Consider the following 22,381-nt stretch of genomic DNA (forward strand, 5'->3'; position numbering starts at 1 on the left):
AAGATACAATACCTTCCATGGAAGCTAACGTTATGCTGTTCCCGTGAAACCCCAGTCCAAGGACCACGTGGCCCGCATCCAGGACGAGTGGGCCCGTGAACGGCCCGACGTCGACGTCAGTCCCCAGGGCGTGATCGGGCGGCTGCACCGGCTCGGCCTGCTCCTGACCGACCGCCTCGCCCTCGTCTACCGCAAGTACGGCCTCGGCGAGGGCGAGTTCGACGTCCTGGCCGCCCTGCGCCGGGCGGGGGAGCCGTTCGAGCGGGCCCCCGGAGAGCTCGCCGCGCACACCATGGTGACGACGGGTGCCATGAGCAAGCGGATCGACCGGCTCGAACGCGACGGGCTGGTCACCCGCCGCCGCTCGGCCGCCGACGGCCGGGGCCGGGTGGTCGCGCTCACGCCGGCCGGACGGGACCTGATCGACCAGGCCTTCGCCGAGCACATGCGCAACGAGCGGAGCCTCCTGGACGGCCTGGCGCCGCAGGAGGCCGCGCAGCTGGAGCAGCTCCTGACCACCTGGCTGGCGAAGGTCGAACCGCCACTGCCGGGGCCGTGATCGCACCGCCGCCGGGGCCGTGATCGCTCAGCGCGACCGCGGGCGCACGCCCAGCTTCACCCACTTCGCCGTGCTGGGCACGCCCTTCGCGTCGAGCAGGAAGAGCATGTAGTACCCGGGCGGGGCGTCGGCCGCGCTCGGCGGGGTCCGGAGCCCGATCGTGGAGCCCTGCACACCGGTGATCCGGAGGTCCAGGTGGCGCTGACTGGTGTTCACCGAGTGCGTGACGGTGGTCGGCGCCAGCAGCACGGCGCGCTTGACGTCCTTCGCCGTCGAGCTCGTGACCTGGAAGGCCGTGTCGTGGCCGAGCTCGCCCGCCGGCGCCCGGTCGAGCGCCGGGCGTGCGCCCCGGTGCAGGTAGGCGGGCTCGTACAGCTCGATGCTGCCGTCCATCCCGTCCTTGATGTCGGGGTCGTTGGCGATCTGCTGGAGTTCGTCGCCGGTGACCATCATCCGCCCGTCCGGCAGGACCAGGGCGTTGGAGTGGTAGCCGCGGGGCAGCCGCTGGGCCGGCCCCAGCGTCCAGTGGCCGCGCGCGTCGCGCAGTTCGATCTGCCGGTACTTCAGATCGGCCTTCGGGTTGAAGGGTCCGTTGCCGTAGTTCCGGGTGTCCAGGGCGCCGTTCACCGTGAGCAGCGTGCCGTCCGGCAGGATCAGGGTGCCGTCCTGGGTGCGGCCGAAGGCCCTCGGCTCCTCGATGCTCCAGCGGCCGCCGGACAGCCGGTACGTGAGCGGATCGCGCGGGTCGCCGCCGAGCACCAGGACGGAGTCCGGGCCGCGGAAGCCGGCCGGCAGCGGCACGGCCGAACCGTAGCCCCGGAAGTCGGCGGGCCGCCGGGGCAGGTCGGTGCGCACGTCCTTGACCGGATCGAACAGCCACTGCTGGTCGGCGTCGCGGCCGAGTCCGTAGATCATCCCGTCCCGCAGTGAGAAGAGGTGCGGATAGTCGTTGCGGAAGGGGGCCGCGGAGCGGAGCCGCTCCGCGGGGACGCCCACCGGGATGTCGAACGGGCGCCAGGGGACGGGGCGCCCCAGCGCGGGGAAGCGCTCCACGACCGGCGTGGGGGTGCCCGTGCCGCGCTCGGACTGCCCGGACATGATGATCTGCCGGCCGTCCGCCCCGGTCACGACGGAGGGGTACCAGCGGCCGACGGCCATGTCGCGGTTGCGGAACCAGGTCTCGGTCCACGGGTCGAACACGAAGGACAGCTTGGCGCCGCTGCCCCCCTTGCCGCCGACGTTGCCGCCGAAGACCCCGACCATGCCGTTGGGGAGGTAGGAGTGCCCGGCGCAGAAGAACGGCGCCCGGCGCGGGGCGTAGGTGCCGTCGGGCATCAGCACCACCGGCGGCGGCACGTTCTTGAAGGCCCGGACGCCGGTGCCCTTGGCGGGGTCCCAGAGGTAGGCCCGGCCGGCGTTCGTCCGCCCCACCGTGTTCGTCGGGCCGGTCTCCTTGGTGGGATCGGCCTCCACCCGCTCGAAGGAGAAGAGCAGCACCTTGCCCGTCGGCAGCTGGGCCACGTGGACACCGAAGTCGGGCGAGGGGAAGAACTCCGTGAAGCGGCCGAACCGCGCCGCGTCCAAACCGGCGTTGGCCCTGCGCTGGGACTCCTCCAGCGAGGCCAGGCTCGCCGTGCGCTTCGACTGCGGATAGCCCTGGGTGCCCTTGGCCGCCTGGCGCAGTCGGGCGTGCGCCCGGGCGTGCTCCTCGCCGAGCACGGCGGCCTCGTCGCCGGTGTGCCGGAGCGCGGCGAACACGGGTGCGTGTCCCGTCGCCGTGACGGCCAGGACGGTGGCGAGCGCCAGCGCCGCCCGGGTGGCGGACCGTCGTACGCGGGACATGGGTCTCCTCACCGCAGGGCCTGAAGGATCTCGCCGATATTAGGACAAGCGGGACTTGATGGCCGGTGCGACTCGGTGCTCCGCGCCACCTGCGGCCGTTCGGCAGACCGGTATGGGCTGATTGATCGTTTCTGCGGTGAATCGTTTCGGCCATCGAGGTGAGACCGCGTACCCGTCGGCCCTCCGACGCCGCCGCCGAGGGCTATCCATGACGGTGTGATCAACTCGCTCCGTACCGGATTCACCGCAGCCGCCGTGACCGCAACGCTCGTCACGCTGACCCCCACGGCCGGGGCCTCCCCCTCGGCGCCCACCGACCAGGTGACCGTGGACGTCGCCTCCGTCAACGGATCGGGCTGCCGCCCAGGCAGCGCCGCCGTCGCGGTGGCGCCGGACAACTCGGCCTTCACCGTCACCTACAGCGAGTACCTGGCCCAGGCCGGCGGGGGCGTCCCCGCCACCGAAGGCCGCAAGAACTGTCTCCTCTCCCTCCAGGTGCACGTCCCCCAGGGCTACACCTACGCCGTGGCGAAAGTCGACTACCGGGGCTTCGGCAGCCTGCAGGAAGGCGCGATCGGCACCCAGAAGGCCAGTTACTACTTCCAGGGCATGAGCCAGACCGCCCAGCGCACCCACAAGTTCAACGGCCACTACGAGGACAACTGGCAGGCGACCGACACCACGGGCATCGAAGCCCTGGTGTTCGCGCCCTGCGGCGAACAGCGCAACTTCAACATCAACACCGAACTGCGTGCCGAAGTGGGCACCTCCGACCCGTCGCAGACCAGCTTCATGGCCCTCGACTCGACGGACGGCGGCATCAACAGCATCTACCACTTCTCCTGGAAGCAGTGCCCCGTGCGCCGCTGATCCCGGACGTCCCTCCGCTCGGCCCGGCCGCCGGGACCCGCTGTCACGCGGGCCCCGGCGGCCGTGTCGACGGGCTCGGCCCGCGGGGGCCCGTCCGCGGCGGGCGGTGTCAGGCCGGTGCCGCGTCAGGCCGGTGGGGCGCGTCAGGCCGACGCGCGCCGGACCAGCGACGTCGCGGTGATCACCGGACCGACCGCAGCCCGCTCCTCCGGACTCCCGTCCAGGGTGCGCATCAACAGCTGCGCCATCATGCGCCCCATCCCCTCGATGTCCTGGCGCACGGTGGTCAGCGGCGGGTCGGTGCCCTCCGCCACGGACTCGGCGTCGTCGAAGCCCACCAGCGCCACCTCCTGCGGAACCGTCCGGCCCCGCTCCCGCAGCACCCGTAGCGCGCCGGTGGCCATCAGGTCGTTCCCGGCGAAGACGGCATCGATCCCGGGGTCGCGGTCCAGCAGTTCGGCCATCGCGCGGGCCCCGCCCGCCGGGGTGAAGTCCCCTTCGGCGAACAGATCGGGGGCGTCGCCCGGGAGCACGTCCCGGTAACCGCTCAGCCGGTCGGCCGCCGAGGTCTGGTCGAGCGGACCGGCGATGTGCGCGATCCGCCGCCGGCCCTGCGCCAGCAGGTACCGTACGGCGTCCCGCGCGCCCCCGCGGTTGTCCGCGTCGACATAGGCCACGCCCTCGTTCTCCCCGGGCCCGGCGGTCCAGCCGGGGCGGCCGCCGTAGACCGTGGGCAGGCCGATGCGCCGGGTGATGGCGGGCAGCGGATCGTCGGTGTGCAGGGAGAAGGCGAGTGCCCCGTCGACGTGGCCGCCGGCCAGGTAGCGCTCGATGCGGTCGTAGTCGCCCCGGTCCTCCACCAGCAGCAGGACCAGTTGGGCGTCGTGGGCGGTCAACTCCTTGCTGATGCCGCGCACCTGGTGTGAGAAGAAGGGGTCCGAGAATATCCGGACCTCCGGCTCTGCGATGATCACCGCGACCGCTCCGGTGCGGCGGGTGACGAGGGTGCGGGCCGCGGGGTTGGGGACGTACCCCAGGTCCCGGATCGCCTCGCGCACCCTCTCCACCAAATGCGCACGGACGCCGTCTCCGCCGTTGACCACGCGGGAGGCGGTGGCCCGGGACACCCCGGCGAGCGCCGCGACGGCCTCCAGGGTGGGACGGTTCCCGGGATGCGGTTCGGGCACGGGTGTTCCTCCAAGGTGATCACGAACGGTGCACAGCAGGGTAACCGCTCCGCCCGACAGCCCGAACGCCCTCGCGGCCCAGCGGCCTCAGCTGCGGTGACGGCCGCTGGACGCCGGTGGTTCACCGGCAGGCCGTCACCCGGTTCATGCGCCCCGCGACTGCGCTCGGCGGCGGGTTCCTGCGGTCGAGGGCGGCCGGCGCGGTGTCGACGAGGTCGCCGGGGGAGGCGGGCCTGGTACCGCCGGCCGCCTGCGGGGTGCGCACGACCTCGAAGAACTGGTCCGGGTGGCTCGGTGCCGGTGCCGGTGCCGGTGCCGGTGCCGGTGCCGGTGATCAGGGTGGTCCGTCGTGGTAACCGACGGCCGTCACCGTCGCTGCACGTCCGCTACATCGAGAAGCGCCTGCGCGGGCAGGCCGAACTCGTCCCGGCGACCGAACTCAGGGCCGTGCACGAGGGGCGACTCGCCATGGCAGACCTCTACGACCAGTGCCTCCGCGGCGGTGCGGGAGGCGTAGGCCCGTGCGGTGGGCTGCGCCCCGTTGCCGCCTCAACGACGTCGCCCGCCGCGCCGGACTCGGTGTCGGCGCCGTCTACCGTCACTTCGCCACGCCGGAGGCGCTCCTCGAGAGCTTCCTGTTCCGCACGGTGGTGGCCCAGGTGACCGACGCCTCGCTGGCGCCGGTCACCGCTGCGGCCACCGACGCCCTGTCTCGTACGCCGTGCAGGTCCACGGCGGCAGCCCGGCGGAGCGGAGCGACGCGGCGCACCGCTACCTGACCGCGCTGCTCGACCCTCCATGCAAGCCGTACGCGCGGACGGCGAACATGCAGAGCGGCACGCAGAGTTGCGCGGCGGCTCTCGCCGGTGCGGCCTTCCTCGGCCAGCAGGGCAGCCAGCACTTCCAGGGCCTCGGCGTGCCACGGCCGACCCGCGGTTCGTGGCCGTGCCGGGTAGGGCGCGTCGGCGGACCGGTCCGGCGGTCGCGGTCAGTTCGGCTGGCGTAGTCCCGCGACGAGGACTGCGACCAGTCGGCGGGCGTCGTAGCGGGGGTCGCTCTCGGCGCCGATGCAGAGGTTTCCGATGCCGCGCATGAGCTGGTACGCGTCGAGGTCGGAGCGGATCTCACCGGAGGCGGCGGCAGCGTCGAGGAGCTGGGCACACGCCGGCACGAGGCGTTCGAGGAAGTAGGCGTGCAGCGACTCGAAGCCGGTGCTCTCCCCCTGCATCGCCGCGGCGAGGCCGTGCTTGGTGACCAGGAAGTCGACGAAGAGGTCGACCCACCGCCCCAGCGCGGCATGGGGTGTCGGGCTGCTCGTCAGCAGGGCCGGGCCGGCCTCGGCGCAGGCGTCGACCTGGTGGCGGAAGACGGCGATGACGAGGTCCGCCCGGGTGGGGAAGTGGCGGTAGATCGTGCCGATCCCGACACCGGCCCGGGCCGCGATGTCACGTACCGGCGCTTCCACGCCCGAGGTCACGAACACCGCGGCGGCCGCGTCCAGCAAAGTCTGCTGGTTGCGCCGGGCGTCCTTGCGCTTGGAGTTGGCTGAGCTTCCCGGGCTCTGGCCGCTGTCGTTCACCGCGGTACTCCTTCCGAACCTTCCGCAACCGCTCTTGCAAAGCGGAACCGTGTTCCGTATCGTTAACGGAACAAGGTTCCGTTTCATTCATGATGGCAGAACCGGGGGCGGTTGACCACGTCGCCGTCCGCGATCCCGCGCCCCGCCGGACCAGGACCGACCGCGAAAGCACTGAGCGAAAGGCACTTCCATGCCCGAATCGAAGACCGCGAACGCGCAGAAGACCGCGAACGCGCAGGCCGCAGGCGCGCCCACCACGGTGACATCCGCGAAGCCGGTCGTTCTGCCCGCTCCCGGCCGCGGCGAGGACCTCCAGGTCCGCGTCTCCGCCCCCGCCACAGGCGGCGATCTGCCCGTCATCGTCCTCTCGCACGGCCACGGCTCGTCGATGAACGGCTATGCCCCGCTGGCGGACTTCTGGGCCGCCCACGGCTTCGTGGTCCTGCAGCCCACCCACCTCGACTCCAGAACGCTCGGCCTCCCCGCCGAGGACCCCCGTACGGCACGGATCTGGCGCCTCCGCATCGACGACCTGGGGCGCGTACTGGACGGACTCGACACCCTGGAAGCCGCCCTGCCCGGCCTCGCCGGGCGCCTCGACCGCGACCGCATCGCCGTGGCCGGCCACTCGTGGGGCGCCCAGACGGCGAGCACACTGCTGGGCGCACGCGTCCTCGACACCGACGGTGTCCCCGGCGAGGACATGTCCGACCCCCGCGTCACGGCGGGCGTGCTGCTCGCGGTACCCGGTCTGGGCGACGACCTGACCCCCTTCGCCGCCGAGCACCTCCCCTTCATGAGGCCGTCCTTCGGCACCATGACCACACCGGCCCTCATCGTCGCCGGGGACCACGACGACTCCGCGCTGTCCACCCGCGGACCGGACTGGTTCACGGACGCCTACACCCACAGCCCGGCGGGCAAGAGCCTGCTCACGCTGTTCGGGGCCGAGCACTCGCTCGGCGGCATCGCCGGGTACGAGGCCGCCGAGACCACCGACGAGAGCCCGGCACGCGTCGCGCTGATCCAGCGACTCACCACGGCCTTCCTGCGCAGCGCCCTCCACTCCGAGGACACCGGCTGGAAGGCGGCGGCCACCGCGCTGGCGGAAGACCCCAACCCGCTCGGAGAGCTGCGAACCAACTAGGCGCCCTTGGGTGACCAGGACCGCCAGAAGGAGGGACACGTCCCATCCTGCCGTCCCCGACGCACCGGTCGAGGCGACCCGGCAGGGGCGCTCGGCGGACTGCTGAACATCGCCCAGGCGGCGCAGGAGTGGGGCGTGCGGCGTCTGTCGCCGAGGACGGGCTCGACCTCACCTACGTGAAGGACACGGGGCGGGCCATCGCCCTCCTCCGGCTCGCGGACAGGCTGAACCACCGCACGTACGACATCGGCATGCCGCCCCGCGCCGTCGTCGGTCATCAGACAGTAGGGTTGCCCGGGTGGATACTCCTTCGCTCCCGCGTTCCTTCCGGCTGCTCGTGACAGGCGGGGGGACCGGCGGTCACACCTATCCGGCCCTGACGGCGGTCCGTACCCTGCAGGGCCGCCTCGCGGCGGCGGGCGGCACGCTGGACGTCCTGTGGATCGGTACCGCGGACGGCCTTGAGGCGCGGGTCGCTCCGGCGGAGGGGATCGCGTTCAAGACGGTGGCGACGGGAAAGATCCGCCGCTCGTCGAATCCCCTCAAGATGCTGTCCGCCGCGAACGTGAAGGACATGGCGCGGGTGCCGCTCGGTGTGGCGCAGGCGCGGTCGATCGTGTCCGAGTTCCAGCCGGACGTCGTGCTCGCGACGGGCGGGTACGTCGCCGTGCCGGCCGGGCTCGCCGCACGGCTGTGCAGGCGTCCGCTGGTCCTGCACGAGCAGACGGTCCGGCTGGGTCTGGCCAACCGGAAGCTGGCGGGTTCGGCGACGCGGATCGCCGTGTCCTCCGACTCGTCGCTGGCCCTGCTGCCCGCCGAGGTACGGGACCGGGCGGTCGTCACGGGGAACCCGGTGCGGCCGGAGGTGCTGACCGGTCACCCGGACAAGGCGGTTCAGGCGCTGGCCCTGTACGGGTTCGACCGGCGGCTGCCGACGGTGTACGTCACCGGCGGGGCGCAGGGCGCGCAGCAGATCAACGGGGTCGTCCGGGACGTGCTGCCCTGGCTGCTGAGCCACGCGAACGTGATCCACCAGTGCGGCCCGGCGAACGTGGCCGAACTCCGCGACGCCGCCGCAGCCCTGGACCCCGTCCTCGCCGGGCGGTACCACCTGACCGGTTTCGTCGGGCCGGAGCTGCCCGACGTGCTCGCGCTGGCCGACGTGGTGCTGTCGCGCAGCGGGGCCGGCACGATGGCGGAGCTGACCGCGCTCGGGAAGCCGGCCGTGTTCGTGCCGCTCGCCACGTCGGCGGGGAACGAGCAGGCGCACAACGCCCGGCACCTGGCCGACGCGGGAGCGGCCGTCGCCCTGCTCGGCGATGTCACGGCCCAGGCCCTCGGCGATGCGCTCGGCCCGCTGCTGACCGATCCCGGACGGCGGGCGGCGATGGCGGAGCGGGCCAGGGCGTACGGGAGGCCGGACGCCGCGGACCGGCTCGTGGACGTCATCCTGTCCGCTGCGGCCGGCTGATCCGTCCGCCGCAGGGCTCCCGGATACGCCGCTTCAGCGGGTACCCGCCGGAGGTGTGTCAGCCGCGGCGGGCAGAACCGGCCCCATGAGCCTCCACTACGAAGTCGTCTTCGCCTGCTTCCTCCGGGACGACACGCCCGACACGCTGCTGGCGGCGCTGCGATGGCACCTCGGCCTGGCCGGCGGAGCTCGACGCGGAGGAGGACGCGTATCCGGTACTCTCCCCGGACCCCGACAGCCGCCTGCCGGGAGGAGATCGGGCGTCCCTGCGACGCCAGTCCCGCGGCTTCTCGGCGGCCGGCGAGGAACGCCACGCGTGGGGACCGTTCAGCCGCAACCTCTGGCTCGACGACATGATCGGTGACGTGTACACCGTCATGGACCTGATCGCGCCCCATGTCGCCGGCCCGGCTACTGCGGGCACCTCCGGGAGGAGTTCGCCGCCGAGCCGACCGTCTTCACCTTCCGGGACGGCGAGTTCGAGCCGCTGAAGCCCTGAGGCCAAGCTTCTTCTTAAACCTTGGGCTGGGCCCCTGCTGTTTGGCCCGCTCGCGGGCCAGTGGCAGAGTGAGCCGGATGATCGGACACCTGTACACCGTTGTCATCGACTGCCCCGACCCGGATGAACTCGCCGGTTTCTACGAGAAGCTGCTGTCGCTCTCACGGCAGGCCGACACCGGCGACTTCGTCGTGCTCCAGAACGCGGCGGGCACCCCGGTGGTCCTCTTCCAGCGGGTGGACGACTTTCGCGCGCCGCGATGGACGGATCCCGCGCGTCCTCAGCAAATGCACATCGACGTGATGGTCACGGACCTCGATACGGCTGAGGCCCAGGTGCTCGCCCTCGGTGCGACGCTGCTGGATGGTTCGGACAAGCCGATCGGATACCGCGTCTACGCGGACCCCGTCGGCCATCCCTTCTGCCTGATCACCCCCGAGGGAGCCTGACCCTGCCATTTGGGGTCCGGCGTGGAAAATGACTCGAACCGGGTCGCTGACCTGGGCATTCTCCTGACGCTGAGGCGGCCTTCGTCTGATCATGCGCTCCGACCAAGGTGCACCGATCAGAACGAAGGCCGTAAGGGTGATCTGGTGGCCGAAGCCGCTCCGGGGAAAGCGTTCGCGGAAGCGTCACGCTTGCGGGACGAGTTGTACGCGTGTCCGGCCCAGTGTGGTTCGCACTCCTCTCACAAGCCGTCAGGCTTGCCCGTTCGTCATGGCTCCGCCGGCGGTGAGCTGTGACGTACATGGCCGAGGCCCGTCGGGAACTTCGCAGGGCAAGTGGGTCTTGGAGCATCGTCGGTGGCCCTGGGCAGTCACCGCAGCATCGAATGGGCAGGGGGCGGTTCGTTTCTCGCCATGGACACGCGAATACCAGGAGTATGTCTACTGCCCCGGAAGGCGTAGCCGTCGCCAGGGAGCGTCCTGGTCACCACGCGGCGGCGGACTCGCCGACCGGCCGTCATCGGTGCCTTCGGCGTGGCACGACCCGTGCATAGGACCCCACGGCGGTGCCGTGATTCACCGATTCGGTTTGATCGCGTGGAAAACCCGCATGCCTCGGGGGCCCGCTGCAGCGTGCCGGACATGCAGGCCGGCGCGCCGGGCTTCGCCGCTCAGCCAGTCCGCGGCCAGCCGCAGTTTGGGGTAGCTGCCGACCTGGAGACGCCACTTTCCCTCCGAGCGGGTGTGGAGTAAGTCGTGGACCATGACCGTGTCGTCGTCGACGTACTCCAGGAAGCAGGTGAGGAGTTGGTCCTCGGTGGACCGTACGGGGAAGAACCGGTCATCGCCGTGCAGCTCCCCGGTGAGGTCGCGGAAGGTCAGCACGACGTGTCCACCGGGACGCAGGGCATGCGCCACGCCGTCCAGGAGGGTGCGGACGTCGGCAGGGCGGGACAGGTGGGTCAGGGTGTCGCCCATGCACACGATCGCGGCTGCAGTGCCTGATTCTGTCACGTGGGGGAGGGCATCCAGGAGATCAGCGCGCACGGTGCGTACGGCGCCCGCGACGCCGGCGGTCTCGGCATGCCCGACGACTTCATCGAGTAGCGCCTGGCTGAGGTCCACGGCGGTGACGGTGGAGAAGCCCAGGTGTGCCAGAGCCAGGGTCTGCGGGCCGGGCCCGGACCCGAGGTCGATGGCTGCGTCCCCGTCCGCCACGGGCCGTACTCCCAGCCCCCGAATGAGTTCGGCCTGCTCACGGGCGACCGCGTGGATGTCGCTGCCGAGCATCCAGGTGTAGTGCGCGGCGAGCATCCGGTCGTAGTGCTCAGGAGCGGTGGTCATGGGGATGATGTCCTTTGGTCGGCGGTCCGGTGGTCCGGTGGTCCGGTGGCGCGTGGTAAGAGCGGCGACTCGGTGAAAGAGCTACAGGGAATTCAGGTTCACGGCGTCGGCCATTGCTCGGTAGCCGGCGTCGTTGGGGTGGAGTCCGTCCTTGCTGGAGTAGGCGGGGAGCAGTTGTTCGGGGTTCAGCGGGTCGGCGAGGACGCGGTCGAAGTCCACGACGGCTTCGTACGCGCAGCTGGTGCGGATCCACTGGTTGAGTGCGGCGCGGGTCTCGGCGGGGGTTCCGCTTTCCAGGCCCTTGCCGGGCGGAAGTGTCGCGCCGATGACGGTGATACCCCGGTTGTGGGCCGCGCGGATCAGCGTGCGGTGGCCTTCGATCAACTCGGCAGCCGTCACGCGCCGGTTCGTGGTGGTGCAGGCGTCGGCGGCCAACTCGCCCATGAGGATGTCGTTGGTTCCCTCCAGCACGATCACAGTGCCCACTCGGGTCTGGTCGAGGACATCGTGCCGGAATCGGGTCGTGGCCTTCTCGCCGAAGCACGCTGAGTCGCTCAGTACTCGGTTGCCGCCGATGCCGGCGTTGAGGACCGGGCGCTGACGTCCTTCCGCCGACAGACGACGGGAGAGCTGGTCGGGGTAGCGGTTGTCGGCTCCGGGTGTCGAGGCTGCGCCGTCGGTGAGGGAGTCGCCGAAGGCGACGATCGCATCACGGCGGCCTCCCGCCGGATTCGCGGTGACGTCGACGCCTTCGAGGAAGTACCAGGAGGAGCTTTCCTCGGCGAATGCGTCCGCGCTCACGTCTGCGCGGTGGTCGCCCTCTGCCCGATACGCGGTCTCCATAGCCACGTTGTGGAAGGTGGCAGGACCCGAGGGACCGTTGAAGAACAGGGTGATGCTGAGCCGGTCACCCGTCTTCACCGGCAGCCGTACCGGGTCGCTGGCCGGTCGAGCCCCGGGCCGGATCGAAGGGGAGGCGGATCCGTCGAAGGTCAGCCTGCGGAGAGTCCCGGGGCGGACAGCAGCACCCTCGGCAGAGATACCGACTGTGGCACCGGTCAGTCGCAGCGGGGTTGTGCCGAAGGCGTGGGACAGGCGTATGCGCAGGTCGGAGCCGTCGGCGCCCACTCTCACGGTCTGGCGTACGGATTGGTTGTGAAAGCCCGCGTCCGCCCAGGTCGGGTGCCAGCTCTGGGAGGGGCGTTGGACGGCCGTGCTCCAGCCGGCGATCCACTGGTGTGCTCGTGGGGAGGCGGTGGCCGTGTGTGCGGACGCTGGGGCGGCGATCAGGAGAGAAGCCAAGGTGGCGGCAGCCAGAGGCAGGCGGGGCAAGGCACGCATCGTGTGCTCTTTCGTATCTGGTTGACAGGTGAGGCCGGGCTACAGCACATCGGCGACCGGTTGTTTGTGGCGCTCTTCAGCAGCCTGGTGTTCGACGCGGCAGCCTTGTCTTCGACGCGTCGCATCGGCTCGAGCCGGGTCGCGCGGGTGTTAGGCAGTGAGACCGAGAGCGAGGGTGACCGTGACAGGAGCCAGGTAGAGCAGGGGAAAGGCGACGGTCTTGTACGAGCGGGCTCGCAGCACGGTGATGACAGCGCCGAGGAAGTAGAGCACCAGACCGGTCCCGGCCAGCACCCCGACCACCGGGACGGCCAGCCCGATCATCAGGCCGGCTGCACCGGCGAGCTTGGCCAAGGCGAGCGGGGTCCACCAGGATGGCGGCACCTCGTACTGGACGAGGGGTTCCACGACGAATTGGGCTCTGCGCATCAGCGACAAGCCGGAGAAGCCGACCCAAAGAGCGGTCAGGAGGGTAACGACGACGGTGATGGGCATGCGGATACTCCAAAGTTCGCTGGGTGCGAGACGTGTGGTGGGTGTGAGGTTTCAGGCCGAGACCGGGGTGTTTCACCGGGCGAGTGCCATCTAGGCGGGCCGTCAGTACCGCATGTCCGCTGAGCCCATTCCGATCCGATGGTTGTGGACCCGGTCGAAGCGAGTCCACTGGTCCGGCGTGAGGAACGCCTCCAGGGGAGGACAGCCTCCTCTTCGGGGCGGAGGTGCGGCGACGCCTTGGCCGTCCGCTGCCGCGGCGGCGCTCAGGCTGCGCCGGTTCTCGCTGCGGCAGGCCTTCACGACCGCCGCCAGCAAGAGGGGGCCGGTACCCCCGGCGCCGGTATGCGGGGTCGACATGCAGCTCGACCTCGGATAGGTGCTGCTGGCCCGGGGACGTGAATACCCGTAGGGCGGCGACTCCGAAAGGGGCGCCGTCGGCCTCGAGAGCCCTCCAGGCCAGCCGGCGGCTGCCCAGAGCGGGCTGGGTGAGCTGGGCGGGGTCGGGGGACGGGTACGCCGGGCAGCTCGTGGGTCATGGAGGCCGCGACGACCTGGTGGCAGGAGCCGGCCTCGGCGGCCGAGACATGCTGGAGCGGAACGAAATGTGCGGCGGCAGACGCAGATGAAGACAAAGCGGAACTTTCATAGTCGATTCGGTCGTATCTCCTCGGGGTGACGAGATCGTGCCTGTGTAGTGAAGCCAGGAGGGGCCGGCAGCTCGTCCACCGGTCAGAGCAGGCGGCGTTCGTGCTCGTGGGCAGCCGGGCGGTGCCTGCGCCGTCGGTTGGTCGACGCCAGCCGCCGGCCACGGAGGCCGTAGCGGTGCATTGCGGTGCACGTTCTCGAAGACGGGGCCGCTGAGCGGCCCCCTGCTGGATGCCAGTACCTGCTGGATCGGAAGGCAGCGCCGTTTCCTCTCTCGTGCTTAAAGTGGCCGGCCAGAGACGAAACCAGCCGCAGCGAGCACGCGGAGCAGGGGCGTGCCTGCCCTTCCCAACGGTGCCGTCACGTTGCTTCGACGGCTTGATTAGACATCGTGGGGCAGGGGGCGCAGTGTGCACATGGTGCGGAGCGCCTTCGCGTTTTGTGCAGCCTGCTTGACCCCGGCCTATGGATCCGGCGGCGGTCCGTATCGGGTGCTTCCCGACCGGCAGACCCCATTGGTGCCGTGAGGTGCACCGCCGGCGGCTCCTCCAACGGCGTGCCGACCGACCCGATCCCACCGTCACCCCAATGCTCCCGGCTACCCCTCGGCCCACCGCGGTCACTGGCCCTCAACCCACCGGACGGGCGCCGCCATCAGGACACTCGAGAGCCCACTTGAGTTCCAAAGCGCCAGATTGGATCATGAGGTAATCAGATCAACTGCTTCTGTGGCATGACACGTACACGGTGGGGGACTTGTGGGTGGGGCAAGGGCATCGGCTTCTGTCGTACCCCCAGCAGACAGATTCGAATGGTTCCTCGAAACCATTTCCAACGAGGTAATGCCCCTGTCGCTGAGCAGTGACCGACGGGGCGACTTCCACGCAGACATACAGGACATGCAGCTTGGCCCCGTCGCGTTGTCGGCGTTCGAATTCTCCCCCATGCGGGCATGGAGATCCGCGAGGCACATCCGACAGGGCGATCCCGAGGGCTACCAACTCGTACTCGTGACCCAGGGCAACTTCCGGGTCTCCCAGAGCGGCCGCGAAACACTGGTGGCGGGCGACTTCGTACTGACCGACACCTCCAGCCCCATGCTGACCGCGTGCCTCTCCGCAGGCAACCCCATCCACGCCCTGACGCTACAGATACCGCGGACCACCCTGCCGCTGCCCCCTCGCAGACTCGAACCACTCCTAGTGCATCGACTCCCCGCCCAAAACGGAGCGACCGCCATTCTCGCGGCGTTCCTGCGCACCCTCCACGCCCAAGCAGCGCACTGCGGAACCGAGGCCTTGCTTTCCATGGGGTTCGCCACCGTCGACCTGGTCACCGCGTGCCTCGCACAGCACCTACATTCCCTGGACGAGGCGCCGGTCGAAGCACGATCCCAGCTGATGCTGCAGCGGATCCTGCATTTCATCGAACACAACCTCGGTGACCGCGACCTCTCACCCCGCACGATCGCCGAACGACACAACATCTCTCTGCGCACGCTCTACACACTCTTCGACGGCGAGCCCGACAGCATCGCAAGAGTCATCCGACGCCGACGCCTCGGTCGCTGCCACAACGACCTCGCCTGCCCCGACATGGACCACCGAACCGTTCAGATGATCGCAGCCCGCTGGGGCTTCACCAACCCCGCCAGCTTCAGCCGTAGCTTCCGCGACACCTACAAAACCACCCCCTCCGAACACCGTGCCCACGCACGACAGCACCGCGAAACAGACACGACCCAGCAAGCGAGGTACTGACCTCAAGGGATGTCCGCGACTGGCGCACCTGCGGGGCCGTCGGCCGTGACTGAGGCTTGGCGGTGACCTACCGGCCGGGCAGGACTGTCTGCGCACCATGGCTGGGGTGAAGGTTCCGAACGGTATTTGTCAGTACTGTGGTCGGGTGGCACTGGCGTGGTCCGCGGGGAGGTTACGGCCGTGTTTGATCTTCTGCGTCCGAAGACCCTGCTCTGTGCGGTTTGCCGGGCCCCCGCCTTCGACGGGACGGCGCGGACACTGGAAGCCGGGCAAGGGCGGTTGTCGGTGACCTGGCGCCGGGGCGCCTGTCCGCATCTCGCGGCAGACCGGATCCTCGCGGAGGGCGACAGCTGACTTCACGCGCGCGGGTGGCCACCCAGCAGACTCGGGCTAACGAGCTCGTGCATGGTTGGCGGTGCGACGCTGGATCTTGATCCCTGATCATGTTCATGTGGTGGGGACAGCGACTCGTGCAGCGATCATCAGCGGTCGGCGGATCACAGGTCTGTCGGCCGATGTGATCGCCGAACTCGTCGCCGAGGTAGGTCCGTTATGGAATGAGCAGCACCAGGCGAGACTGGTGTCCAGGCCACGCAAGCGGGCCGTGGGCGCCGGCGCAAAGCACCAGCTGGTCTTTGTCGACAGGCTCCTGGCCACGCTCGTCCACCTTCGCCACGGTGCCACTCACGACGTGCTGGCCTGCTGGTTTGGTGTCGGACCGGTCCACAATCACCCGCGCTATCGGCGAGGTGCGGCGGCTGCTCGCAGCCCGCGGCTGCACCATCGCCACCGGCGTCCGGCTCCGCAGCCTCGCCGAAGTCATCGACCACCTCGGCGCCGGCGGACAGACCGGGATCATCGACGGCACCGAGATCCGGGTTCGCAGGCCCGCCGCCGGCCGCAAGGACCGAGAGAAGTTCATCTCCGGCAAGAACAAGCAGAACGCCGTCAAGGCCATGGTCCTCGCCGATGCCGGCGGCAAGCTCCTGTTCTGCAGTCCCGCCCAGCCGGCAAGCTGTGCCGACATCACCCACGCCCGGCAGTTAGGCCTGGTCAAGCACCTGATTGGCGGCCCGGCCGTGGAGATCCCCCGTGGCCGCCGCGCTCGACGGGCCACTGCCCGCTGACGCCCCGGCCATCGCGCACGGATTCTCCGACGTGTGGCAAGTCTGGCGCGAAGGCCGCCGTGGGCAGGGCCCTCACGATGGCCGACGGCGGCTATCCGGGCACCGGCCTCCTCATGCCCCACCGCCGCACCCCGGGCGAAGAGTTGCCGGGCTGGAAGCGCGAGCACAATCGCTCGCACAAACAGGTCCGGGCCCGCGTCGAGCACGTCTTCGCCCGCATGAAGACCTGGAAGATCCTCCGCGACTGCCGTCTCAAGGGCGACGGGGTCCGACACGCCATGCTCGGCATCGCCCGACTGCACACCCTCGCTCTCACGGGATAGCTTCTGCCGCATACGAGACCCGAGAGGTCCCCGGGAGACGGCTCCCCCCTCGCAGTCTCGGAGGAGAATCAGGCGAGGCAGAACTCGTTGCCCTCGATGTCCTGCATCGTGATGCACGACTCGTTGACGCCATCGGCGCGCTGCGTCAGCACGTGTTTCGCGCCGAGCGCCATCAGCCGTGCGCATTCGGCCTCGAGTGTGGCCAGGCGCTCGTCACCCACGAGCCCTGTGCCGACCCGCACATCAAGATGCACCCGGTTCTTGACGACCTTGCCTTCGGGAACTCGCTGGAAGAGCACACGCGGGCCCAAACCCGAGGGATCAGCGCACGCGAAGTAGACCTCGTCCTCAGGCGGCAGCGAGTGGTGGTACTCCTCCCACGTGGCAAAGCCCTCCGGGACTGTCGGTACGACGTACCCCAGCGCCTCGCACCAGAAGGCGGCGAGGCGCGCAGGTTCCGCGCAGTCGAAGGTCACTTGGAACTGCTTGATCGTTGACATCGGCGCACGATAACAGGGGCCCTGCTCATCTCCCCGGGCGGGTGGATCCACACGTTGCCGGGAGGACGGCCCCTGCCATCCGCTGCTGTGTCGTGCGGGCACAGGGGTGAACCGAGGTCGGCGCCTCTTCCAAAGGGTGGGACCCAGGATCCGATCTCAGCCGACCACTCTCGTGCCAAAGATCAGTTACGGGACAGCCCTTAGACGTCATCTCATTTGGTGAGTCTGCGGTAGCAGATGAGGGTGCAGGCGATGCTGGTGAAGGCGAGGAAGTGCTCGGCTTTGCGCTCGTAGCGGCGGCGCAGTCGGCGGCACCCGGCGAGCCAGGACATTGTGCCGGGGAGGGGTCCTCTCACGAACCAAAGGCGGAGCATCTAGTGGTGAGGGTGGTGAGGCGGCTTGTCAGGATCAGTGTCAGGAAAGCGTTGCTGTGGCGTGGCGTGATGTGGTGGAGTGAACTGCGCGTTGTGTTCCCTGGCAGCCCTGCTGGCGCCCGATTTGCGAACAAACTCGCCACTGATGACGGTGTTGTCTTCCTCGCAAAAGGCTTCCCATACGAGTTCATGGTGGGTTTCTGCTGGGTGTTGCTGCTCGCTAGGTTTCGTCATCGAGGATCAGCCCCTGCCGATATGCATGGTCGAGATGTACTGAAGTAGCCCCAGTGCTTATCGCCCCTTGCTTTAGCTTCAGTGTGCGAGCGTCGGGGTTGACTCGCCACTGGCCGGGACGGCTCATCGAGGCCGAAGGCGATACGTCGGCCCCGTGCCTGTCCGAGAGCGACCGTGCCGACGCCCCCCCCGAGATCTCCACGCCGGCAGGTTACCGGAGAGGCCAAATGAGATGACGTCTGAGCCACCAAAACGAGGCGACCGTGAATACAAGGGCACAGGCCGCGACGAAAGCGGCGGCTGGCAGGGACGACTGCTGCTCCGTGACGACCGTCAGTGAAAACATGGCACGAGTCTGATTTCGACCTTTTCCACGACTTCGCCTCCCAGTCCAACTGCGGAGTCACCGTCGGCTCCGTCATCTATTCGGGAACCTGCAACGGATACCTCCACTGCCAGTCCTATCAGCGAGCTGTCAGTTCCTTCCGGACATGCGCCATGGAGGGTCACTGATTGTCGACTCAATCGAGATTACGGTTACCCGCAGGTGACTGCTACGGTATATGTCAAGAACAAAGATGCGCTAAATGAACACACCTATACGCAAATTGTGGCATTCGGGGATTCCGATAACAGGATCGCGACTGACTATGTATACGTCAGCTATGTAAAGCCACTGGAGACTGGAAAGAATCAAATTATCGATGATAATCCGTCTTGTCGTGTCGCAGAGATTGACACTCTGGACGATGCCTCTGACCAGGCCAGATAGCGAACCGCTGCTGGAGTGCTAGTGGCCACTGCAATGGAAGAGAACGTCTTGCAACTCAACCTCCAGTTGGGCTTCGTCGAACTCTATTTCAGTTTTGAACTCTTCAATCGCCTTCTTCAGTTGTTGAGTCGTTATCGGATCCGTTTCATGCGTGAGCTTGAGCTCGAGCTCGGAGAGCTTTGTTCTCTTGTCTTTTAGTGCCTTTTTACTCAGCTCAGCTTCGTGGCGCATCTTGGCGCAGATGTCAGTGTTGGAGCCAGCGTGAGGTGTCGTCGCCATGTCAGCATCTCTCCCGCATAGGGCGGATGGTAGGCAGTTCCGGTCCGCTACTTCTACCGTCGCACTGCCGTGCAGTCCACGCATCTGGGGGAGTTGGGATGAAGCTCCACCGGCCGAACACGCCGTACAACGATGGGGCGCCTGGGTGAAAAGTGAGCCAGAACCGCGAAATCCGACCGACCGCGGAAAGCCCGGATCGAAAATCCACTTGCTCACCGACCGGAACGGACTGCCGCTCTTGCTCGGCATCTCGGGCGCGAACATGCGTGACAGCCTCGGTTTGGAACCGCTCGTGCGGGGCATCCCGGCGATCAGGTCCCGGCGAGGACCTCGCCGACGGCGTCCCGACAAGCTTCACGCCGACAAAGGCTACGACTACGACCATCTGGGCTGCTGGCTCCGCAAATGCGGCATCCGCCACCGATCGCCCGCCGCGGCATCGAGTCCTCCGGGCGGCTCGGCCGTCACCGCTGGGTCGTCGAACGGACCGTGAGCAGGATCGGTGACAGCATTCTTACCGGCACCCCTAGCTAGGCGGTGTCTTCAAAGGGGCTTTTAGGGTCCGCTGTATGGCGAGCACCGGCTCCTGTGAAAACATCGGAATCCGTGCTTGGTGAGCAATGACTGCGTGGTCGGGCGTGAGCAAAGCTGCCCCATGGCTGTGATCATTAGTCACCGTCGGTAGTGGTCGAATCTTGTAGCTCCCACCGCCCCCGGGTCCGTCCGCTTACGCCATCGCTGTGACCGCAGCCGGAGCGCGGTTCTTCACGGTGGCTGGTTCGGGTCGCGTGCCGTGGGGCTGGCGGCAGGCCGGCTCACGGCCAAGTTGATTGCTCCCGCTGGCCTTTGTGGAGCCGAGCTTCTGCAGCTGCTCCTCGGGGAACCCGGACTGCTGCCGCTCAGCTTGCGCGGGGCCCCGAGCGGGTGCTGCTCAAGGTTCCGGATGCTCGGCGAAGAACGTTTTCTTATAGGAGAAGCTGTCCGTGTATCCCACGCTGGCACCGCGGCGCGTGGGTACCTCCGTCCCGAGCACCGACTCCTTCTTGGCTGCTGCGATCTTGGCTGCCTCCTCGCACGGAATCACATGTTTTGTCATCTCGCCGGGGCAATGTCAGAGCCGTGTTGGAGGATCACGCCATGCTGATTGCGACTGATGAGGCGGGCCGCGTGGTGAAGAAGCCCTCGAAGCCAGCGATAGGCAGGATGCTGGCCAACCTCCAGCGTGGTAACGCGCATCTGATTCTGGAGCGCGAGGAGGAGGGCACGGAAGGCAACTGGTATGTCCAGGTGTTGCTGCGTGACGACAACACGTACCAACTCGAATTCCGGGACGGCGTGGCAGCCGAGCACTATCAGACGCGGACCGTGTCCCAGGAGAAGGTCCTGACCGCGATGCTCGGCTGGGCGGCCGGCATGGCCGACTGGAAGGTCGACTTCAATTTCGTGGACGGTCGCGTGCTTGGCGCGGCTGCGGTCTGCGAAGCGGTGGCCGGTGGGTCAAGGCGAGCCGGTCGGGTCTTGGACCTTATCGGGTCGGGGGCTGGCTGGGCAGGATTGGGTGCCAGAACCCGCAGGCGGCCCCGGTCGTCGGAGACGCATCGCTCGGCGGCCTCGCTCAGGTTGTGCCAGAGATGCCACCTGTCCGCCACCTGCACCGCCTGGGGTGCCCCGACGGTGGCGCCTTCGGCGAAGAACGGTGCGCGATCGCGGCAGACCACCTCGATCGCTGGCCGTTTCGCGAGCCAGGCGGCCAGGCTGGACGCCTCCCGGTCGGGCAGCAGGTCCACCGGCCGCCGGCTTTCGACATCGACCAGGATTAACGACGGGTCAACCCTGACAGCTGTTCCGCGAAGGTCCGCCGTCCGCACGAGATGACCGGGCAGAGGAACGTGCGGACGCGTAATCAGAGTGCGACCCGCCTGCCTCCGCTGGGCACATCGGCGGGAAACCGCAGGTAGGAGCTGTGACTCCGCCGTGACGAAACCCCACAGTCGGGACAGACGACCCCGATCACCGTGCTTCGGGCCTCTATGTGTACCGCCTCGTCGTTCACATCGACCGACAGCACCGCGCCATCGGCGATCGACGGGAACAGCAACTCCTCCAGCCGGAGCACCACTTCTTCCACGAGCCGCACTGTCCGCCACACCGCACCCGGTACGGGCCAATTCCGGGCAACTTCCCCAAGCCGACTCGCCCGAGCCCCGTCACTCAGCGTGCATGCTCCACGGAAAGTGAGCCAGAACCACAACCCGTGAACAAAGCCAACACCACACGACCCCAGGCCCTGCCCATCGGCGGGGCCTGCCCTCGTTCAAGGGAGCCCGATGCCCACCGACTGCGTGTTCTGCGACATCGCCACCGGCCGCGCCGCGGCCACCGTCGTCCGGCGCTGGCCCCAGGTTTCCCTATCAAGTCCTGCGTGTTGATTCTTTCGATGAATCTGAGCTCGGATGTGCTGTCCTCCTTGGAGAAATGAGTCCTGCTTTGATGTGCTGGCCCGGCGATCCGCTGCGCGGGAGATGTCTGGCAGGATCGAGGCCATGAGTGATTCGCCCTTTGACGCCGTGCTCTGTGACTTGGACGGTGTGGTGCGCTTGTGGGATCCGGATGGCATGACCGCGCTCGATCGCGAGGCTGGACTGGCCGAGGGCACCCTTGCGGCTGCGGCTTTCCATCCTGCGCTTCTGGATGCGGCTGTCAGCGGTCGGATCAGCGACGAGCAGTGGCGTCAGCGAGTTGCGGAAGACCTCGCCGGGAGCTGTGGATCAGCGGCCCTTGCTCAGGACCTCGTGGGAGGCTGGGAGGCGTTGACCGGCCGCGTCGACACTGACGTCCTGGAACTGTTGACGTCCGTCCGTAGCCGGATACCTGTGGTCCTGGTCTCCAACGCCACCACACGGCTGGAGGCGGATCTCGCCGCGCTGGGCCTGGCCGACGCATTCGACGCAGTGATCAACACTGCTCGTATCGGAGTCGCCAAGCCCAATCACCAAGTTTTCGAGGCCGCAGCTCAGACCGTGGGCGCGGAACTGCGCCGATGTCTGTTCGTTGACGACACTCCCGGTCATGTGGCGGCGGCGAAGAGCGCCGGACTGACCGGTCACCATTACCGAGGTGTCGAGGGATTGCGTAGTGCCCTCGTGTCGCTGGGGGTATGAGCAGACTGTGGGTCGTGAGGGCTGACTCGTGAAGTCAGCCACTTGGGCGGGGTTGGGTCGGAAGGACCCGCACTCGTGCGTCGGGCGCCGTGAGCTCGGTCCGCAACTGGCGGTTCTCCACGGTGAGCTGGTGGACGACCGGGCGACACGGCACCCGAAGGGGATGGAATTTGTTACCTGGGCACCGGGTTGAAGCCCGACTCCGAGGAGCTGCTCGCCGCCCTGTGCGCCGGGGTACCAAGCGCCCCCAAGGTAACGGCCGACGAGACGACCTTGACGTCGCGGAATGACGCGGGCGCGTAGGCACTGGTCGGTCCGTTGAGCTCGTGGGCGTGGACGACAGGCGTCCCCTTCTCCTTGAACGGTAGCTCTCAGGTATCAATTGACGATGGGACCGGCCCGCACGTTCGGTGTGGGCGGAATTCG

General features: G+C 68.4%; 20 protein-coding genes and 4 pseudogenes. 12 read left to right on the forward strand and 12 right to left on the reverse strand.

Annotated elements, in window-relative coordinates; translation table 11 throughout:
* The first annotated feature begins 67 nt into the window (after positions 1–67).
* Entirely contained in the window at positions 68–559 is a 492-nt protein-coding gene (locus tag IF88_RS0121825; protein WP_030714910.1) for a MarR family winged helix-turn-helix transcriptional regulator, read from the forward strand.
* Positions 560–586: 27 nt separating this feature from the next.
* On the opposite strand, the gene IF88_RS0121830 is transcribed toward IF88_RS0121825, so the two are convergent.
* A complete protein-coding gene (locus IF88_RS0121830; RefSeq protein WP_078893037.1) occupies positions 587–2,401 on the reverse strand; it encodes a glyoxal oxidase in 1,815 nt (604 codons plus the stop codon).
* 216 nt (positions 2,402–2,617) lie between these two features.
* Here IF88_RS0121830 and IF88_RS0121835 point away from each other — a divergent pair, with 216 nt between their 5' ends.
* The gene (locus IF88_RS0121835) at positions 2,618–3,271 is read left to right on the forward strand and encodes a DUF4360 domain-containing protein (protein WP_030714915.1); all 654 of its coding nucleotides are present in this window, start codon (positions 2,618–2,620) and stop codon (positions 3,269–3,271) included.
* A gap of 143 nt (positions 3,272–3,414) precedes the next feature.
* Here IF88_RS0121835 and IF88_RS0121840 read toward each other — a convergent pair whose 3' ends face one another.
* Both IF88_RS0121840 and IF88_RS45565 read right to left on the reverse strand, forming a co-directional pair.
* Positions 3,415–4,458 carry a LacI family DNA-binding transcriptional regulator gene (locus IF88_RS0121840; RefSeq protein ID WP_030714920.1) on the reverse strand — a complete coding sequence of 348 codons (1,044 nt, stop codon included), beginning with the start codon at positions 4,456–4,458 and terminating at the stop codon, positions 3,415–3,417.
* A 121-nt stretch (positions 4,459–4,579) separates the two neighbouring features.
* On the reverse strand, positions 4,580–4,723 hold the full coding sequence (locus IF88_RS45565; protein WP_234323632.1) for a hypothetical protein: 144 nt from the start codon (positions 4,721–4,723) through the stop codon (positions 4,580–4,582).
* Between the two features lie 256 nt (positions 4,724–4,979).
* On the opposite strand from IF88_RS45565, the gene IF88_RS48005 reads away from it, so the two are divergent.
* Positions 4,980–5,237, forward strand: a complete 258-nt coding sequence (locus tag IF88_RS48005; protein WP_030714923.1) for a TetR family transcriptional regulator — start codon at positions 4,980–4,982, stop codon at positions 5,235–5,237.
* A gap of 209 nt (positions 5,238–5,446) precedes the next feature.
* Here the strand turns inward: IF88_RS48005 and IF88_RS0121855 are convergent, their stop codons facing one another.
* Positions 5,447–6,037: a TetR/AcrR family transcriptional regulator gene (locus IF88_RS0121855; RefSeq protein WP_030714926.1), complete on the reverse strand. Its 591-nt coding sequence runs from the start codon at positions 6,035–6,037 to the stop codon at positions 5,447–5,449.
* A gap of 190 nt (positions 6,038–6,227) precedes the next feature.
* On the opposite strand from IF88_RS0121855, the gene IF88_RS0121860 reads away from it, so the two are divergent.
* The 3 genes from IF88_RS0121860 to IF88_RS0121875 all read left to right on the forward strand — a co-directional run bounded on the left by IF88_RS0121860 (position 6,228) and on the right by IF88_RS0121875 (position 9,603).
* Positions 6,228–7,184 (forward strand): alpha/beta hydrolase family protein, encoded by a 957-nt coding sequence (locus IF88_RS0121860; protein ID WP_030714928.1) that lies wholly within the window; start codon positions 6,228–6,230, stop codon positions 7,182–7,184.
* A gap of 298 nt (positions 7,185–7,482) precedes the next feature.
* A complete protein-coding gene (locus tag IF88_RS0121870; RefSeq protein WP_030714930.1) occupies positions 7,483–8,655 on the forward strand; it encodes a UDP-N-acetylglucosamine--N-acetylmuramyl-(pentapeptide) pyrophosphoryl-undecaprenol N-acetylglucosamine transferase in 1,173 nt (390 codons plus the stop codon).
* Between the two features lie 576 nt (positions 8,656–9,231).
* On the forward strand, positions 9,232–9,603 hold the full coding sequence (locus tag IF88_RS0121875; protein WP_030714932.1) for a VOC family protein: 372 nt from the start codon (positions 9,232–9,234) through the stop codon (positions 9,601–9,603).
* A 573-nt stretch (positions 9,604–10,176) separates the two neighbouring features.
* On the opposite strand, the gene IF88_RS0121880 is transcribed toward IF88_RS0121875, so the two are convergent.
* The 3 genes from IF88_RS0121880 to IF88_RS0121890 form a co-directional block, all read right to left on the reverse strand.
* Positions 10,177–10,944, reverse strand: coding sequence for a class I SAM-dependent methyltransferase (locus IF88_RS0121880; protein WP_030714934.1), 768 nt, complete (start codon positions 10,942–10,944; stop codon positions 10,177–10,179).
* An 81-nt stretch (positions 10,945–11,025) separates the two neighbouring features.
* On the reverse strand, positions 11,026–11,745 hold the full coding sequence (locus tag IF88_RS48010; RefSeq protein WP_234323633.1) for an SGNH/GDSL hydrolase family protein: 720 nt from the start codon (positions 11,743–11,745) through the stop codon (positions 11,026–11,028).
* A 690-nt stretch (positions 11,746–12,435) separates the two neighbouring features.
* Complete coding sequence (locus tag IF88_RS0121890; protein ID WP_030714940.1) at positions 12,436–12,780, reverse strand: DoxX family protein; 345 nt, start codon at positions 12,778–12,780, stop codon at positions 12,436–12,438.
* Positions 12,781–14,183: 1,403 nt separating this feature from the next.
* On the opposite strand from IF88_RS0121890, the gene IF88_RS0121895 reads away from it, so the two are divergent.
* The 4 genes and pseudogenes from IF88_RS0121895 to IF88_RS49070 form a co-directional block, all read left to right on the forward strand.
* Complete coding sequence (locus tag IF88_RS0121895) at positions 14,184–15,185, forward strand: helix-turn-helix domain-containing protein (RefSeq protein WP_063754825.1); 1,002 nt, start codon at positions 14,184–14,186, stop codon at positions 15,183–15,185.
* 604 nt (positions 15,186–15,789) lie between these two features.
* Positions 15,790–15,858, forward strand: a pseudogene (locus tag IF88_RS48015) (hypothetical protein); the annotation flags it as partial.
* A gap of 4 nt (positions 15,859–15,862) precedes the next feature.
* Positions 15,863–16,312 (forward strand): transposase family protein, encoded by a 450-nt coding sequence (locus tag IF88_RS49065; RefSeq protein ID WP_267884509.1) that lies wholly within the window; start codon positions 15,863–15,865, stop codon positions 16,310–16,312.
* Positions 16,313–16,350: 38 nt separating this feature from the next.
* Positions 16,351–16,635 (forward strand): annotated as a pseudogene (locus IF88_RS49070) (transposase family protein); the annotation flags it as partial.
* Positions 16,636–16,703: 68 nt separating this feature from the next.
* Here the strand turns inward: IF88_RS49070 and IF88_RS0121910 are convergent.
* The 3 genes and pseudogenes from IF88_RS0121910 to IF88_RS46630 all read right to left on the reverse strand — a co-directional run bounded on the left by IF88_RS0121910 (position 16,704) and on the right by IF88_RS46630 (position 18,794).
* A complete protein-coding gene (locus IF88_RS0121910; RefSeq protein ID WP_030714950.1) occupies positions 16,704–17,135 on the reverse strand; it encodes a VOC family protein in 432 nt (143 codons plus the stop codon).
* Between the two features lie 212 nt (positions 17,136–17,347).
* Positions 17,348–17,470, reverse strand: a pseudogene (locus tag IF88_RS0121915) (IS5/IS1182 family transposase); the annotation flags it as partial.
* A 1,063-nt stretch (positions 17,471–18,533) separates the two neighbouring features.
* Positions 18,534–18,794, reverse strand: coding sequence for a hypothetical protein (locus IF88_RS46630; RefSeq protein ID WP_158754498.1), 261 nt, complete (start codon positions 18,792–18,794; stop codon positions 18,534–18,536).
* Between the two features lie 169 nt (positions 18,795–18,963).
* On the opposite strand from IF88_RS46630, the pseudogene IF88_RS43835 reads away from it, so the two are divergent.
* A pseudogene (locus IF88_RS43835) lies at positions 18,964–19,289 on the forward strand (transposase); the annotation flags it as partial.
* Between the two features lie 857 nt (positions 19,290–20,146).
* Here IF88_RS43835 and IF88_RS49610 read toward each other — a convergent pair.
* Positions 20,147–20,662, reverse strand: a complete 516-nt coding sequence (locus tag IF88_RS49610; protein WP_420710993.1) for a transposase — start codon at positions 20,660–20,662, stop codon at positions 20,147–20,149.
* A gap of 35 nt (positions 20,663–20,697) precedes the next feature.
* The gene (locus IF88_RS48030; protein ID WP_234323634.1) at positions 20,698–20,922 is read right to left on the reverse strand and encodes a hypothetical protein; all 225 of its coding nucleotides are present in this window, start codon (positions 20,920–20,922) and stop codon (positions 20,698–20,700) included.
* Between the two features lie 415 nt (positions 20,923–21,337).
* On the opposite strand from IF88_RS48030, the gene IF88_RS0121935 reads away from it, so the two are divergent.
* The gene (locus IF88_RS0121935; protein ID WP_037806618.1) at positions 21,338–21,955 is read left to right on the forward strand and encodes an HAD family hydrolase; all 618 of its coding nucleotides are present in this window, start codon (positions 21,338–21,340) and stop codon (positions 21,953–21,955) included.
* Positions 21,956–22,381 lie beyond the last annotated feature (426 nt).

Source organism: Streptomyces sp. NRRL F-2580, from assembly GCF_000720115.1.
Lineage (GTDB): Bacteria > Actinomycetota > Actinomycetes > Streptomycetales > Streptomycetaceae > Streptomyces.